Below are 16404 nucleotides of genomic sequence, written 5' to 3'. Positions count from 1 at the left end.
AGCAGTGTGAAGCCCAAATGAGTTGTTTTATTGGTGCTTGGGCTTAAATTGAATTTTATTCTAGCAGGTTATAGCTCAAAGGTGCTTATAAAACATTAAATAAAAAGCAGTATACTCAACGTTTGATTTTTATATTCAGGACGATGAAAAAAATTCGATTCAATATTTATCAGTTACAATCTGTTATGATGAACAAGTGCAGAACATAGACTGACCAGATTGAATTGTTGGAAACATGAGAATGAATAAAAAAGGTTCATCAATTACACGCGTTTTAGACATTATTGAAGCCATATCAACTGCGAAACATCCCCCAACACCACTTGATCTTTCCGTAGAATTGGATATCCCAAAACCGAGTATTCATCGTTTACTACAGACATTGGAACAAGAAAAATTCGTTAAAACGGATATGTATGGTGGATATATCTTGGGTGATCGAACCTATAAACTGCTGTTGAGTTCATGGGAACAAGAACCACGAAAAATGGAACGATTGGCAATATTACAAAAACTTTCAGATCAAATTAATGAGACTTGTGGCATTGCCATCTTGAATAATAATCAAATGCTATATACAGATCGAGTACAAGCGAATTGGCCATTGCAGGTGTATTTACCTGTCGGTTCAACTGTTCCTTTATGGTGTAGCTCAAGCGGAAAACTTTTTTTAAGTTTTCAGCCCAGCCCACGTAGAAAAAATATTTTGGAGCATTTACCGATCACGCAACTTACGCGTAATACCATTACTGATCCAATGTTACTTGAAGAAAATTTAGATCAGATATTTCTCAATAAAATTGGCACGGACAATGAGGAGTTTATTTCGGGTATGGTTGCTTGTTCAGTACCGATTCAGCGTGGTGATACGATTATCGCCTGCCTATATGTACATGCGCCGACGATCCGCAAATCACTCGAAGACCTTTTGCAGTTTGAACCTCTACTTCGTCAAGCAGCCTGTGATTTAAATAAATTGATTGAAGTTGATTGAGAATAAGCAGGCGATGATGCCTGCTTATTCTTAAAACAAATGGAATATTATTAATTCAATGTCGGCATTGAAAATTGTGCGCCTTCACGAACATTGGTACTCGGCCAACGTTGAGTAATGGTTTTTCTTCGTGTATAGAAGCGAGCACCATCTGGACCATATGCGTTTAAATCACCAAATAATGAGCGTTTCCAACCGCCAAAACTATGATAAGCCACAGGAACGGGGAGTGGAATATTAATTCCGACCATACCGACTTTGATGTGATCACTGAAATAGCGGGCTGCTTCACCATCACGAGTATAGATACACGTTCCGTTGCCATATTCATGCTGATCAATGAGATCCATGGCTTCTTGCATGGTTTTTACACGGATGACTTGTAGTACGGGACCAAAAATTTCTTCTTTATAACTGGTCATATTGGGCTGGACCTGGTCGATTAATGTTGCACCAACATAAAAGCCATTTTCATAGCCAGATGGTGCTGCATTTCGACCATCGACAACAATTTTTGCACCTTGTTGCTCTGCGCTGCTGATATAGCCTTCAACCTTTGCTTTATGCTGTGCAGTAATGACGGGACCAAAGTCATTGTTTTTGTCTGAGTAGGGACCATATTTCAATGTACTGATTTCATTAGAGAGTTTTGAAATCATTTGGTCGGCAATCTCATCGCCCACAGCAACTGCAACAGACAAAGCCATGCAACGTTCACCTGATGAACCAAAAGCCGCACCGAGTAAAGAGTTTACTACATTATCAAGATCTGCATCTGGCATGACGATCGCATGGTTTTTCGCACCTCCCAGTGCTTGGCAACGTTTACCTGTCGCCGTTGCAGTTTTATAAATATATTCTGCAATAGGGGTTGAGCCTACGAAGCTCACCGCTTGGATACGTGTATCGTGCAGTAATGTGTCCACTGCTTCTTTGTCACCATTCACCACATTGAGTACACCATCAGGCAGTCCAGCTTCTTTAAGTAATTGTGCAATGAATAGGGTCGAAGACGGGTCTCGTTCAGACGGTTTTAAGACAAAGGTATTTCCACAGACAATCGCCATTGGGAACATCCACAAAGGCACCATTACGGGAAAGTTAAAAGGGGTAATTCCTGCAACCACGCCTAAAGGTTGAAACTCACTCCAGGAATCAATTGACGGTCCAACATTTTTACTGAACTCACCTTTTAAAAACTCTGGTGCGCCACAAGCATATTCGACATTTTCAATGCCACGCTGTAGTTCTCCTGCTGCATCATGCACGATTTTTCCGTGCTCCTCACCAATCAATTGGCAAATTTTTTCAGCATTTTGTTCAAGCAATTCTTTGAATTTGAACATGACACGAGCACGTTTAAGCACTGGGGTATTACGCCATTCAGGAAATGCCGCTTCAGCAGCAGCAATTGCCTCTTCAACTGTAGCTTTGCCTGCTAATGCAACTTCTTTAGTTTGCGAACCGAGTGATGGGTTGAAAACAGCTTGAGTTCTGGTGTGTTCAGTATTTAAAGCACCGTTAATAAAATGTCCGATTAATTCCATGTGGGGATATCCTCATTGTGATAAAAAATAGTAAAGGTGGCGTTGAATCATGACCAGAGTTTTTGGTAGAGCGAGACCATTTGTTCAACTGTAGGAACAATAGGATTATTTGATGGAGAACCTGAGGCGAGCGCTTGCTCTGCCATGGTTTGAACCACTTCATCAAAATATTGTTTGTCTACGCCAAACTCTGCCAGAGTTGGCACTTTGAGATCACGATTAATCTCGATTAAGGTATTAATTAGTTTCTGATTTGCCACGTCATTTGAATCATCAAAATGTGCACAGCCCATGGCTTTGGCACATTCTGCATAGCGTTCAGGTGCAGCTTCTATTGAGAATTCAGTGATCATCGGAAGCAGCATGGCATTCGATAAGCCATGTGGAACATGGAAAAAAGCACCGATAGGGCGGCTCATTCCATGCACCAAAGCGACCGAGGCATTGGAAAAGGCAATCCCTGCAAAAGTAGAGCCGAGCATCATTTTTTCGCGTGCCTGTTCATGATCAGGCTGGTGATAAACCACCTGCAAGTTCGGTCCGATGAGATTCATCGCAGCAATGGCTTGAGCATCACTATATGGGCTGGCTTTTTTACTGACATACGCTTCAATGGCATGGGTTAATGCATCAATACCTGTATCTGCCGTGGTACGGGCAGGTAAAGACAGGGTGAGTTCATAGTCAATGATGGCTGCAACCGGTAAAAATCCTAAACCTGCACAGAGCATTTTTTCACTGGTGAGATCATTGGTAATAATGGTAAAACGAGTACATTCCGAGCCTGTGCCCGCTGTTGTAGGAATGGCAATAATTGGCAGTCCCATTTCATTGACTTGGCGGGGAAATTTATAGTCGGAAATTTTGCCACCATGTTTACTCAATATGCTGATTGCTTTTGCACTGTCAATCGGGCTTCCGCCACCAATCGCAATAATGGCATCATATTGGTGATTTTGAACATAGTGAACACCTGCTTCGATTGAGCCTGAAGTCGGTTCAGGAATTGTTTCATCAAAATAGTCGCTCTCTATTCCTGCTGCCTTGAGGATGTCTTGAATCTGTTGGATATAACCCAGCGTCACCATCATTTTGTCGGTAATGATGAGTGGCTTTTTTGCACCTAAACTTTCAAGAATTGCCGGAAGCTTCGCTCTGGCATTTTTTCCAACTTCCATAATCCTTGGAAGATTAATTGAATGAGACATTTTTTATTCCTGTCGTAATGAATGATGGTTTTAAAATGAACCGAATAATGTTCCTAATGTAATCACGCCACACAGCGCAATCAGTGGAATAATGACAGCGACCACAAACATGTCGTAATAGGATTGTTTGTGTGTCAAACCACATAAGGTAATAATGGTGATGACTGCACCATTGTGCGGAAGTGAATCCAGTGCGCCAGAAGCCATAGACGCGACACGGTGCATCAGTTCTTGAGAAATACCGTGCTCAATCGCGAGATTCTTATAGGTCTCTCCCATGGTATTGAGTGCAATACTCAATCCCCCGGATGCGGAACCCGTGATGCCTGCCAATACATTGATGACAATGGCTTCAGAAATCAGCGGGTTGTTCGGTGCAATACCGACCAAGAAGTCACGTAAGATAATAAAACCCGCCAATGATGCGATGACTGAACCATAGCCGACTTCAGAGGCGGTATTGAAAATAGGCAAAAAGGAGGAGGAAACCCCTTGCTGAATGGAGTCTTTAATATCAACAATAGCTTTCCAGTTGAGCACGATAATGCTCAGACAAGCCAAGACCAAGGCACAAATAATTGCCCACAATCCAATTACTGAATTCAGTGAAGTATTACCGAACTGATCTGTAGCTAAATAGGCGGTGTCCAACGAAGGTAAAATTAATTTAGTCAGCACTAAGTTGGTGATAATTACAATTAAAATTGGCGCAAATGCAATGATCAGACTTGGATTTGATTTCACCAACTTTGTTTCAAGATGCGTTTCTAGATGGTTGCCATAACCTTCTTTATTGCGATCTGCTTGCGCAATACGTCGATTTAACCACCACATGCCAGTCAATAAGATAAAAATTGATGCTAAAGTACCGAGACCGGGTGCAGCGTATAGATCCGTGTTAAAGAAAGGCATTGGGATCGCATTTTGAATCGCTGGGGTGCCGGGCAGTGCAGTCATGGTAAAAGTGAGTGCGCCCAGCATAATCGCCGCTGGAATTAAGCGCTTAGGGATACCTAGCTCTTTAAATAATGCCGAAGCAATTGGAAATACAGCAAAACCGACAACAAAAAGAGAAACGCCGCCATAGGTTAAAATTGCGCAGGACAGCACAATAGATAACATGGCACGACGATGCCCTAATTTTTCAACAAAAAAGTTGGCAATGGTTTGGGCAGAACCAGAGTCATCCATTAATTTTCCAAAGACTGCACCCAATAAAAAAAGTGGAAAATATTTGATGATATAACCGCCTAAGCCAGTCATGAACACCTGTGAGTAAAAACCCAGCAATTCATGACTTAGCCCACTCCAAGCCACTGCAAATAAAGCAAGTAGTGGAGCAAGTACAATAACGCTAAATCCTCTATACGCTAAATACATCAGCAATATTAAGGACAAGACTATTCCAATTAGTCCTATCATTTTTATACATCCTATTTTCATTCTATAATGATACGATTCGTATCGTTATTAATGTATATAATTTAATCTTGATGATGTCAACAAAAAATTCAAATCGTAATTCTCGCTAGACGAGTGCGATGAATGAATGTGGTGTGTGTACATTTTAAAAATGTTAAATGATTTTAAGCGATGGTTTACTTATTGACTTTATTGGTTATTTTAAATTTATATGCGCAATATGGATTGAAGTAGAGAGATTCTTTCACCGATCTGTGATCGTTGGAATCGGAGCGATTCACGAAAAAATAAATAAAGAGCGGTTCTTGGGATGAGATGTTATAAATGTATTCTTATTAAGAGCAGAATGTATCCAAGATCATTTTTATAAATGGAAATACAAATAAATTTAAAATTACAACACACGGGGAAAATTGGAAAGCAGCAAAATTCAGTGTACCCCATATTCATTTGATTAATTCAATGGGACATAGGGCACAATCTATTTATCGAGGGCAGGTTTTAGGATAAAAAAGTTTCCTGTAAATAACTCCAAAGCATCTTTCCTCCAATTTCCTCAATCAGTGCACATGATCGGCGGATGAGCACACCGGAAGATTTAGTGTGTTTTTCAGTATAGCTGAGCACAATGGCATGTGGGCTCTGTAAAAGCACCTGCTCATCATAGATTTCAATCTGAAGATCTGACATTTTTCCTTGATTATTTGCAAACAATCCTTTGACTTCTTGAAGTTTAATCCGTTTTCCTGCTGCACCGACCATTTCAAAATGATCCGCAAAATAATCAATCAGAAGAGGAAGATCTTGTTCTGAATGTTGTCCAGTAAAAATCTTTTCGATCAATACATGCATTGTATGTATACTTTCGATTGCATGTTCTTTTAAAAGTGCCATATCCATTTCCATTGAAAAATTTTTTACACTTTATATTTTATTGCAAAAATAAATGTAAAATTCAATATAAATCTAAAAAATATATTCTGATCAATGCTGTTGGTAAAGAATAAAATATTAATTATCATATGCTTAATCATTTTTTTAAATTAATTTTCATACTGAGGTAATTCAGGAATAGCTAAAATAGCAAAAAAGGTATAACTTTATACCTGAATTATTATGGAAAATTCCATGTAAAAATAATAATTATAGGACATGATGATTCACCTTATTGAAGATGACTGGAAAAGGAGATGTGTTCTGGTCAAGAGGTCCTTCAATAAGAAGACCCATTAGAACAATGGCATGGACAAGGAAGAAAGATGGATACTCATACAACCGAGCCAACAAGGGCTCAATCCAATATATACGCGTGGTATGTGGTTTTACTGTGTATGTTGGCCTATATATTTTCATTTATTGATCGACAGATATTGGCATTGATGATTGAGCCAATTAAAGCTGATCTTGGTCTGTCAGATACCCAGTTTAGCTTATTGCATGGTTTAGCATTTTCATTGTTTTATGCTTTTATGGGCTTGCCTCTGGCTTATCTGGCGGACCGATTTTCACGACCAAAAATTATCGCAATTGGTGTGGTTTTTTGGAGTATCGCAACAGCATTTTGTGGGCTGAGTAAAAACTTTATTCAACTGTTTCTAAGTCGCATGGGCGTAGGTGTAGGCGAGGCCGCCTTATCTCCAGCCGCCTATTCGATGTTTAGTGATATGTTCAGTAAGGATAAATTGGGGAGAGCGGTTGCGGTATATTCAATAGGATCTTTTGTTGGAGGCGGTATTGCTTTTCTGGTTGGTGGATATGTGATTGGTTTGCTCAAAAACATGGATACGATACTGATCCCGGTTTTTGGTGCCTTAAAAGCCTGGCAGGCGGCATTTATTATTGTCGGTTTACCGGGAGTATTTATTGGATTATTGGTATTACTCACCGTTAGAGAACCAAAACGTAAAGGGCAGCGCTTAAATGCACAAGGTGAAGTGGAAAAAACCAGCATGCGCGATGCTTTCAAATTTATTAAAAAGCATGCACAAACATTTAGATGCCATTATTTGGGTTTCACCTTTTATGCGATGGCGTTGTACTGTTTAATCAGCTGGTCACCTGCATTTTATATGCGCAAATTTGGACTTACTCCTACAGAAGCAGGCTATATGCTTGGAAGTGTTTTACTGGTGGCAAATATTTTAGGGGTATTCTGCTCAGGATGGTTAAATGACTGGTTTATTCAAAAAGGACGTAAAGATGCACCCATGATTACGGGTGTGATTGGAATTGTCGGTTTAATTTTACCCATGATGATATTTAGCCAAGTCAATCAATTGTGGCTTTCTGTTGTTTTCCTTGTACCTGCAATGTTTTTTGCATCTTTCCCGATGCCAATTTCGACTACAGCAATGCAAATGCTGGCGCCAAACCAACTGCGTGCCCAAATTTCGGCCATATTTTTGCTCATCAGTAATCTGGTTGCTGTTGGAATAGGTACAACTTTGGTGGCATTAATTACTGATAAGGTCTTTGAAAACCCGTTGATGGTCGGAACTTCATTGACTATTGTTGGAACCATATCATGCATATTGGCATTTATTTTATTGAAAAAAGGTTGTCAGGCATTCAGTGACAGTATGCAAAGGGAACATACTTCATGAAATAGTCGTGTTTGATAAACCATCAGCGCCCATTCTTTTGTAATGGGCGCAGCTGTTGATTTGATCAATCCATAACAAGGGAGTGTAATGATGGAAGCATCTGTCAAACTGAATCACCTTCATTATCTGGATGAATTTTTATTATTGAAATCCGATGACTATCAGACTATTAAAGCGCAAATCAGCCATTATTTATGTCCGCATCATTTTGATGTTGCCTTAAAAGAGCCCTTGAATACACGCTTAAATGGTTTTAGTTTTGGAAATAATGCGCTATACGATTTGAAGTATAGTGCGCCTGTGATGATTACGATTGATGAGCGATTTAACTTTTATTTATTCCGACTTACGCTTGAAGGTCAATGCAAAGTCAGTGTAGCAAATCAACATGTGCTGCAATCTGTTGGAATTATGTCTGTCACACATCCCTATACACGTCAGCAGATTGTCACCAACCAGGACTGTCGCAATATTATTTTAAAATTGTCACAGCAAGATGTGGAAGCACAGTTATGTCATATGTTGGGGCATTCGGCTCAAGCTCCGCTTCAGTTTGATACTTTGCCATCTTGTACGGCTGAAGGCATGGATGCAGTGATCGAAACACTCAATTATCTGTGTCATGCCTATTATCATATTCACAATTGGCAGTTTATTTCGAGCAGTTTTACCCAGTATCTGATTGAATTGATTTTACTCAAAATTCCAAACAACTATAGCGAGCAGTTGCGTATTCAAGGTCAGCAGCTTTTACCACGTTATCTAAAAAAAGCCCAACAGTATATTCAAGATCAATTACAGCAACCAATTTCATTATCCAGTTTAAGCCAACACTGTGATGTGTCGATCCGTACATTGCAAAAAGGCTTTGGACAATATTTACAGCAAACACCTGTGGAATATATCCGGGAGCAACGATTGAAACATGTCCATCAGGCCTTGCAAGCGACTCAAGTCAATGAAACGGTCACAGATATTTTATTGCGTTACGGTATCCAGAGTTTTGGACATTTTTCGACAATTTATAAAAAACGTTATGGCTGTTTACCCTCTCAGACCTTAAAAATGAATGCTCCGCTCAACTAAAAAATGCCTGCGTAAATTGAATAAGCACTGCGCATTTGGATAAGCCAGATGTTTATGGCTCACCTATGATGAATTGAAAGTGAATCATCAGGAGAGATCATGAAAATTACAGTACTCGGCGGTGGGCATGGATGCTATGCAGCTGCAGCAGAAATGGCAGAAAAAGGACATGATGTGGTGTTATGGCGCCGTGATTCAGCAGCGTTAAAACAATTCGCCATGACAGGTCAATTGAAAGTGAAGGATTATCAGGGAGATCGAACCCTAACAGTCGGATTTGAACAGAGCCAGATCAACTTGACTCATGACTTACAGAATGCCATTCAGCATGCCGAACTAATTATTATTCCTCTGCCAGCCACAACACATGAAGATTTAGCACAGCAAGCGGCAAATTTTTTCCAAGCTGGGCAGGTGGTGTTTTTGCCCCCTGCGACATTTGGCAGTTTTATTTTTGCCAAAGCCATGCGGGATGCGGGGAATCATGCAAAAGTGGCTTTTGCAGAAACCGGGACTTTACCGTATTTAGTGCGTAAACATGGGGTCAATCAAATCGTAATTAGTGGTTATGCCACAAGATTGCCGACAGGTGTTTTTCCCAGCGCATTGTCAGAACATGCTTTTCAGCAGCTTAAGCAGGCTTATCCAAGCGTAGAGCCGATTGAAGATGGTTTGAGCGGAGCTTTGATGAATGCTGGACCAATTATTCATCCCCCTTTGATTCTCATGAATGCTGGACCCTTGGAGCATTTTGAAGCTTGGGATATTCACAATGAAGGTACGCAGCCTTCAATTCGTCGTGTGACCAATCAACTGGATGCTGAGCGAATGCAAGTCCGTGAGGCATTGGGTTATGCTGCACCTCATTTCCCTTTGGCGGATCACTATAACAAAGCCGATGAGGGAGATGAATGGATGTATGGTCGAGGTGCGCATGGCAAATTAACCGATAGTGGAGATTGGCGAGAAGATATTGATCTACAGTCACATCGTTATATGTTGGAAGACACGCATTTGGGATTATCCTTTTTAGTTTCGGTGGGGCGCTGGGCGGGTGTCGCAACACCTGTGGCAGAAGGTTTGCTGAATATTGCTTCTGCAATTACTGGAAAAGATTTATATCTGGAAGGTCGGACCTTTGAAAATTTAGGGCTTGCCCTTCACAGTAAAGCTGAACTGCAAGCGATCTTATTGCAAGGAGTTTAGCATGAGCAAAATTTCAAAGATTGCAATATTGGGTGCGGGTCGAATGGGCAAAGCAATGGCGATTGCTTTTGCCTACGCAGGGCTTAAGGTCGCGTTAATTGATGCTAGGCAACGAAGTGAAATAGAATTCCAAGACTATCGCATGCAAATTCTGGGTGATCTTAAGCAAGAGGTTGCATTACTCGGGAAAATTAATTTTATTCAATCTGAGCAACATATTTTTATACTGGAGAAGATTGATATTTTAAGCCGAGATGCATCAGTCGAGGTCTTATCGAATTGTGATTTATTACTTGAAGCTGTTCCAGAAGTAAAACAACTCAAACAGGAAGTTTTTGCATGGCTAGACTCCTGTATTTTAGCCAATTGTATCGTAGCTTCGACAACATCTACCTTTTTGGTTAGCGATATTGCGCAAATGATTTCGCATCCTGCAAGAGTGATCAATGCACACTGGTTAAATCCTGCTTATCTGATGCCCTTGGTGGAATTAAGCCGTTCTGAACAAACTTCCGATGAAGCGGTAACCGACTTAAAAAACTTTTTGCATGCCATGGGCAAAGTTCCTGTGGTATGTAACGCGAAAGCCGGTTATATCGTGCCGCGGATTCAAGCGTTGGCCATGAATGAAGCAGCACGAATGGTCGAAGAAGGTGTAGCCTCAGCAGAAGATATTGATATTGCCATTCGTACAGGGTTTGGTTTGCGCTTTTCTGTTTTGGGGCTTTTGGAATTCATTGATTGGGGTGGTGGTGATATTTTGTATTATGCCTCACAATATTTGCAAAGGGAGTTAGGAGATCGCTATCAAGCACCTGAAATCATTGCTGAAAATATGCGTCAACAACGCAATGGCTTACGTGAAAAACAAGGCTTTTATAATTATGATCAGGTCGATATTGCTGATTACAAACAGCAAGTGTTATACCAATTTGCAGATCGAATCAGCAGCCAGCATTTAAAACCGAAGTTTAATATCTTACAAAATGATGCAGTTTAAACTTTGATGTTTAGCTCATCTCGATAGAGATGAGCTTTTACGATCAGATTTAACTCGAAGGCATAAGGTTAAACAGTTTTTTGAGTTGGGCATTTAACTGATGAAGTTCTTCATCTTCAAAGGCATTTAAAATCCCAGACAAGGTCACCTGACTGATCTGGTTAATTTGTTCAACCAGTTCTTTTCCTTTATCGGTTAGCTTGACCATCGAGATTCGTTCATCAGCCTCTGATGAAAAAACTTGCACAATATCATCTTCAACTAAACGATAAATCGCTTTGGTTGCCGTGGTTAATTTCAGTGTAGAGAGATTGGCAATCTCTGTAATACTGGCTTGTTCCAAAGCATTTGTGCTCAAGATAATTTTACGACGTGTGTTATCTATACCTAATTTTTTAATCGATTTTTCAATAAGCTGTGTGTATTTTCCGTTGACTTGCGAGATCCAGAAAAAAGGGTAGCTTTGTAAACTGCTTGGTTCATTGTTAGGTAGGAATTGTTCTAAATGAGTCAGCATAGCCAAGTAATAACTTTATAAAAATGGATATTTCTGATTATACAAAAATTAATTTTTTTTTTCTTTGCTGTTTATCAATAAAAATAGCTTGACAATTACATTACTTTTTCCGATATTTGTATTAACTATAAAAATACATGGAAAAGTGAATGAATATTGTTGTACAAGAGGTACAAAAAGGCACTGGTGCATTGAAAGTGATGGTGAAAGATTCCATTGACATTCAAGGCATGAAAACAATGGCAGGCAGCCAAGCGTTGATGAATACACCTGCTGCAACTGCAAATGCAGAAGTTGTGGATCGTATTTTGGCCGCAGACTGCCAAATCATTGCGAAAACAAATTTGCATGAACTTGCTTTTGGGATTACCGGTATCAACCATCACTTTGGTACTGCAATTAACCCTAAATATCCTGAGCTGATCCCAGGAGGGTCATCAAGTGGTTCTGCGGCAGCTGTAGCAGCAGGTTTGGCTGATTTTACATTAGGTACGGATACTGGCGGTTCAATCCGTATGCCTGCGGCGTGTTGCGGGGTATATGGTTTAAAACCAACCTTTGATCGAGTGAGTCGTCAAGGTGTGCATCCAGCAGCGAGTTCTTTGGACTGTGTTGGACCATTTGCAATGTCAGTCAGCATGCTTGAAACCGCAATGCAAATTATTGATCCAAGCTTCCATCCTTTAGCTGACTTAACACAGGCACCAAAACTCGCTTGGCTTGATGTAAGGGCGGATACTGAAGTGATTGAATGTATTCAAGACTATCTTGCTCAAGCTGATTTGCCGCTGACTTCTGTGAAATCTGAATGGTTTGACTCAGCTTTTGAAGCAGGCATGCAGATTATCAATTATGAAAATTGGCAGGCATATGCAGCTTTAACTGAAACTGGATTAGTCGGGGCAGATGTCAACGCTCGATTACTTAAAGCTGCACAAACATCATTGCAACAAGTGCAGCAAGCAGAACAAATAAAAGCCAATTTTAAGGCTGAAATCGATGCTTTATTGACACAATTTGATGCCTTGATTTTACCAACCTTGCCACAGATACCACCCAAAGTGATTGAAGCAGAAAATACTGTGGCGTTTTTGAATCTAACGGGCTTGGTTCGTCCTTTTAATTTATCGGGACATCCAGCGATTTCAATACCGCTACAAACAGCGTCAGGTTTACCTGTCGGTTTACAAATCGTGGCAAAACAAAATGCAGATGAGCATCTCTGTGCAATTGCGAAATATATCGTTGAGGCAGCGCAATAAATTACAAGGAAGCAGGTAATGAATCAGTTAGCGACAAAGGATTTTGTAATGGACACAAAAACAGCAGAATTAGACGCTTTATGTCAGGAAATACGTGAGCGTGCTTGTACAGGTGAGTTTGACAACCAAGCTTATGTCAGTCAGGACATTATCGAGAAACTTAAACACATCGGTGTGTATCGTGCTTTGGTTCCAAAACGCTTTGGCGGCAATGAATGGTCACCAAAACAGTTTTGCGAATTGATTGAACAATTGTCTAAAGCGGATGGCTCAGTAGGTTGGGTAGCAAGCTTTGGAATGAGTCCTGCATATTTAGGCAGTTTACCTGAAGCAACGCTTGAGCAGTTATACCAAGACGGTCCCGATATTGTTTTTGCAGGAGGGATTTTTCCGCCACAACCAGCGGAAATTACTGAACAAGGCGTTGTGGTCAGCGGGCGCTGGAAATTTTCCAGTGGCTGCATGGGGGCAGATATCGTAGGGGTCGGGATTTCACCACAGAAAAATAATGAAACTCAAGGTTTGCCCCGTATGGCAGTCATGCCTGCCCAACAGGCCCAAATTGAAATGACATGGGATACTGTGGGACTCAAAGGTACAGGTAGTCATGATTTGGTGGTGAAAGATGTTCTGGTCGCAAAAGAATGGACTTTTGTTCGTGGTGAGCCATCGAAGTTGTCCGAACCATTTTTTAAATATCCCTCACTGTCACTGGCAACACAGGTTTTAACTGTGGTCGGGATTGGTGTAGCGGCAGCAGCACTTGAAGAGTTTCAAAAACTTGCACCGGGTAAAGCTTCAATTACAGGCGGGGCTGAAATTGCCAATCGTCCAGTGACCCAATATGAATTTGCTCAGGCCGAAGCGGAGTTTAAAGCAGCACGGGTTTGGTTCTATGACACCATGCAAATCGTCTGGAATGAAGTACTTGCTGAACGTACACCCACAGCGGAACAGATCAGTGACATGCGCTTGTCATGTACCCATGTGGCAAGAGTCTGCGCACGAGTAACACGTAAAATCCAAATGTTGGCAGGTATGACCGCAATCTATACCCACAATCCGTTTAGCCGCTTTGTGAATGATACCAATGTGGTGACACAGCATGCCTTTATGGGAGATGCCACTTTACAAAATGCGGCTTTGGTGAGTTTTGGCATGCAGCCAACACCCGGTTATCTATAGTTTGATAAACATCATTAGACAGCGCACAGGGATGAAGCAGAGATGAATGATCAAGCCGTTTTACAGCATCTTATACAGCGGATACAACAACTTGAAGCACAAAACGCGATCCGTAACTGTATCAACCGTTATATGGAAATTTGCGATGGTTTAAATGTCAGTACTGATCTGGATGAACTCATGGATTTATTTGATCCAGACAGTATATGGGAAGGGATTGGCGAAAAATATGCCCAATCTTTTGGACGTTATGATTCTTGGCAAGCCATTTTTAACATGTTTAAAAGCTATACCCGGAAAGAATCACACTTTGTGATGAATGCGCACTTCCTCAGTTCAGAACAAATTGAAATGAATGCCGAACAGGCAAATGCAAGTTGGTTGATGTTGCAGACCTCAACCTTCGGCGATGACCAGAGCCATTTAAACGCCGCAAAACTTACAGTTAAGTTTAAACAGCAAGCCGATGGGCGTTGGAAAATTAAACATTTCCAGACTGAAAATATTTTTAGTCGTCCCGTATCCCACTGGAACAGTACAGCGAAATTGCCAGTACCGTCTCAGCAATAACCTATGGATAGATTGAAAAGGATAATTGATATGAACAGTATTATTCCAATGCAGAACATTGATGTTGATTACAACGATTTGGTTCAAAGTGACCGTGCACATACCTCCTTATATAAAGATGAGCATATCTTTGAACAAGAGATGGAAAAAATTTTTTACAGCACTTGGGTCTGGGTGGCCCATGCCAGTGAAATTCCAGAAGGTGGAAGTTATAAGACCATCAATATTGGTCAACAGCCTGTTGTGGTGGTTCGTGATCGCAAGAAGAAAGTTCATGTTTTGTTAAACCGTTGCCGTCATCGTGCAGCAACAGTCTGCGAACATAAAAAGGGCAAGACCAATAGTTTTGTCTGTCCTTATCATGGGTGGAGTTATGCACTGGATGGCTCATTACGTGGTGTACCTTCTCCTGAAAGTTATGGAGACTGTCTCGACAAGTCTGAATTCCCCTTAGTGAGTTTAAGGGTCGAAGAATACAATGGAATGATTTTTGCCACGTTTAAACAGGATATTGAACCCTTGGAAGATTTCTTGGGGGCTGCAAAGAAATGGATAGATCTGTTTATGAAGCAGGGTGCAGGCTATCCAATCAAAGTTTTGGGTGAGCATCGCTTTCGTTTCCCGGGAAACTGGAAAATTCAGTTAGAAAACACCACCGATGCCTATCATTTCCCATTGGTGCATAAGTCTTTCTTAAGCTCAGTTGATGAGAAGACTGAAGAACTGTTCAATTTTGAAAATCAACCCGGTTTTGTCGAAGACTTAGGCAATGGTCATAGTGTCATGGTGATGATTCCTGAACTGGTCGATCTAGATGAAGAATTAATGGAGCGACCAATCCAAGAACGCTTTGAAGACTTGGCTCAGGCTTTACGTGATGAAGGTCATGAAGAACTGGAAGTACGTCGCATCGTACGTGCTGTTGGCGGATCTGGTTTTAACTTGAATATATTCCCGAACATCGCCTGCTCAATGGCTTTCTTCCGTGTGATGCAACCTATTTCAGCCAAAGAAACCGAAATTCACCACTCTGTCATTACCATGGAGGGTGGACCACAAATCGCCAATCAATATCGTTTGCGTCTACATGAACATTTCCAAGGGCCATTTGGTTTTGGAACCCCTGATGACTCTGAGGCATGGGAACGTGTACAACATGGTGCAAACGCAGGCAATGATTTATGGATCATGTTAAATCGAGGTCTACCGGGTGAAGTCAAAACTGAAGATGGTTTAAAGAGTGATGTCAGTGCTGAAACAGGCATGCGTGCTGCTTATCAGCAGTGGAAAAAGTTGATGACGGCTTAAGGAGAGTGCCATGAAAATTGATTTAGATTTACTCAATGAAGTTACAGCTTTTATTTGGGCTGAGGCAGATATGCTGGATCACTCTGAGCATGATAACTGGTTAGATTTATGGAATGAGAAGGGCGTGTATATCATTCCAATTGATCCCAAACTGACAGATTACGAAAATAATTTGAACTATGCTTATGACGATCATCATATGCGTAAGTTACGTGTACAACGCTTACAAAATGGTGAGGCGATTTCAACGGCACCAAAAGCCAATACGGTACGCAGTGTTTCGCGCGTTCGCATTGTACAAGATCAAGACGGCGAAATAATTTTACGTTGCGCACAAAACTTACGTGAGTTTCGTAAAGAGAGCCTAAAACATTATACCGCCGATGTGACATTCCATTTGGTTCGTGACTCTGAGCATGGGTTTAAAATCAGTAGAAAAATTATTAACTTAGTTAACTCGACCGATACCTTGGCGGGTATCAGTTATATTCTCTAG

Annotated in this window: 15 protein-coding genes; 10 read left to right on the top strand and 5 right to left on the bottom strand. The window is 40.9% G+C overall.

Annotation, left to right across the window (positions count from 1 at the left end; all coding sequences use genetic code 11):
* Window positions 1–241: 241 nt before the first annotated feature.
* Window positions 242–994 (top strand): IclR family transcriptional regulator, encoded by a 753-nt coding sequence (locus OSH00_RS09770; RefSeq protein ID WP_266130263.1) that lies wholly within the window; start codon window positions 242–244, stop codon window positions 992–994.
* A gap of 50 nt (window positions 995–1044) precedes the next feature.
* Here OSH00_RS09770 and OSH00_RS09765 read toward each other — a convergent pair whose 3' ends face one another.
* The 4 genes from OSH00_RS09765 to OSH00_RS09750 form a co-directional block, all read right to left on the bottom strand.
* The gene (locus tag OSH00_RS09765; protein WP_266130262.1) at window positions 1045–2541 is read right to left on the bottom strand and encodes a CoA-acylating methylmalonate-semialdehyde dehydrogenase; all 1497 of its coding nucleotides are present in this window, start codon (window positions 2539–2541) and stop codon (window positions 1045–1047) included.
* 47 nt (window positions 2542–2588) lie between these two features.
* A complete protein-coding gene (locus OSH00_RS09760; protein ID WP_266130261.1) occupies window positions 2589–3749 on the bottom strand; it encodes an iron-containing alcohol dehydrogenase in 1161 nt (386 codons plus the stop codon).
* Window positions 3750–3779: 30 nt separating this feature from the next.
* Window positions 3780–5171 carry a GntP family permease gene (locus OSH00_RS09755; RefSeq protein WP_266130260.1) on the bottom strand — a complete coding sequence of 464 codons (1392 nt, stop codon included), beginning with the start codon at window positions 5169–5171 and terminating at the stop codon, window positions 3780–3782.
* Between the two features lie 501 nt (window positions 5172–5672).
* Window positions 5673–6065, bottom strand: coding sequence for a DUF4440 domain-containing protein (locus OSH00_RS09750; RefSeq protein ID WP_266130259.1), 393 nt, complete (start codon window positions 6063–6065; stop codon window positions 5673–5675).
* A gap of 365 nt (window positions 6066–6430) precedes the next feature.
* Here OSH00_RS09750 and OSH00_RS09745 point away from each other — a divergent pair, with 365 nt between their 5' ends.
* The 4 genes from OSH00_RS09745 (at window position 6431) to OSH00_RS09730 (ending at window position 11066) form a co-directional block, all read left to right on the top strand.
* Window positions 6431–7774 carry a spinster family MFS transporter gene (locus tag OSH00_RS09745; RefSeq protein WP_266130258.1) on the top strand — a complete coding sequence of 448 codons (1344 nt, stop codon included), beginning with the start codon at window positions 6431–6433 and terminating at the stop codon, window positions 7772–7774.
* Between the two features lie 90 nt (window positions 7775–7864).
* Complete coding sequence (locus tag OSH00_RS09740; protein ID WP_266130257.1) at window positions 7865–8860, top strand: AraC family transcriptional regulator; 996 nt, start codon at window positions 7865–7867, stop codon at window positions 8858–8860.
* A gap of 99 nt (window positions 8861–8959) precedes the next feature.
* Window positions 8960–10066, top strand: a complete 1107-nt coding sequence (locus OSH00_RS09735; protein WP_266130256.1) for an NAD/NADP-dependent octopine/nopaline dehydrogenase family protein — start codon at window positions 8960–8962, stop codon at window positions 10064–10066.
* 1 nt (window position 10067) lies between these two features.
* Window positions 10068–11066 carry a 3-hydroxybutyryl-CoA dehydrogenase gene (locus OSH00_RS09730; protein WP_266130255.1) on the top strand — a complete coding sequence of 333 codons (999 nt, stop codon included), beginning with the start codon at window positions 10068–10070 and terminating at the stop codon, window positions 11064–11066.
* 49 nt (window positions 11067–11115) lie between these two features.
* On the opposite strand, the gene OSH00_RS09725 is transcribed toward OSH00_RS09730, so the two are convergent.
* Window positions 11116–11583 (bottom strand): MarR family winged helix-turn-helix transcriptional regulator, encoded by a 468-nt coding sequence (locus OSH00_RS09725; RefSeq protein WP_004831289.1) that lies wholly within the window; start codon window positions 11581–11583, stop codon window positions 11116–11118.
* Window positions 11584–11732: 149 nt separating this feature from the next.
* Here OSH00_RS09725 and OSH00_RS09720 point away from each other — a divergent pair, with 149 nt between their 5' ends.
* From OSH00_RS09720 to OSH00_RS09700, 5 genes are read left to right on the top strand one after another with little or no spacing between them, the layout of a single operon-like run.
* Window positions 11733–12845 carry an amidase gene (locus OSH00_RS09720; protein ID WP_266130254.1) on the top strand — a complete coding sequence of 371 codons (1113 nt, stop codon included), beginning with the start codon at window positions 11733–11735 and terminating at the stop codon, window positions 12843–12845.
* 18 nt (window positions 12846–12863) lie between these two features.
* Window positions 12864–14030, top strand: coding sequence for an acyl-CoA dehydrogenase family protein (locus OSH00_RS09715; RefSeq protein WP_420909514.1), 1167 nt, complete (start codon window positions 12864–12866; stop codon window positions 14028–14030).
* 42 nt (window positions 14031–14072) lie between these two features.
* Entirely contained in the window at window positions 14073–14600 is a 528-nt protein-coding gene (locus tag OSH00_RS09710) for a nuclear transport factor 2 family protein (RefSeq protein WP_266130252.1), read from the top strand.
* A gap of 30 nt (window positions 14601–14630) precedes the next feature.
* Complete coding sequence (locus tag OSH00_RS09705; RefSeq protein ID WP_266130251.1) at window positions 14631–15908, top strand: aromatic ring-hydroxylating oxygenase subunit alpha; 1278 nt, start codon at window positions 14631–14633, stop codon at window positions 15906–15908.
* A 10-nt stretch (window positions 15909–15918) separates the two neighbouring features.
* Window positions 15919–16404 carry an aromatic-ring-hydroxylating dioxygenase subunit beta gene (locus OSH00_RS09700; protein WP_266130250.1) on the top strand — a complete coding sequence of 162 codons (486 nt, stop codon included), beginning with the start codon at window positions 15919–15921 and terminating at the stop codon, window positions 16402–16404.

The sequence above is a fragment of the Acinetobacter nematophilus genome (assembly GCF_026344175.1).
Taxonomy (GTDB): Bacteria; Pseudomonadota; Gammaproteobacteria; order Pseudomonadales; family Moraxellaceae; genus Acinetobacter; species Acinetobacter nematophilus.
Note: the sequence above shows the minus strand (reverse complement) of the source record. Positions and strands in the feature narration are given on the sequence as shown.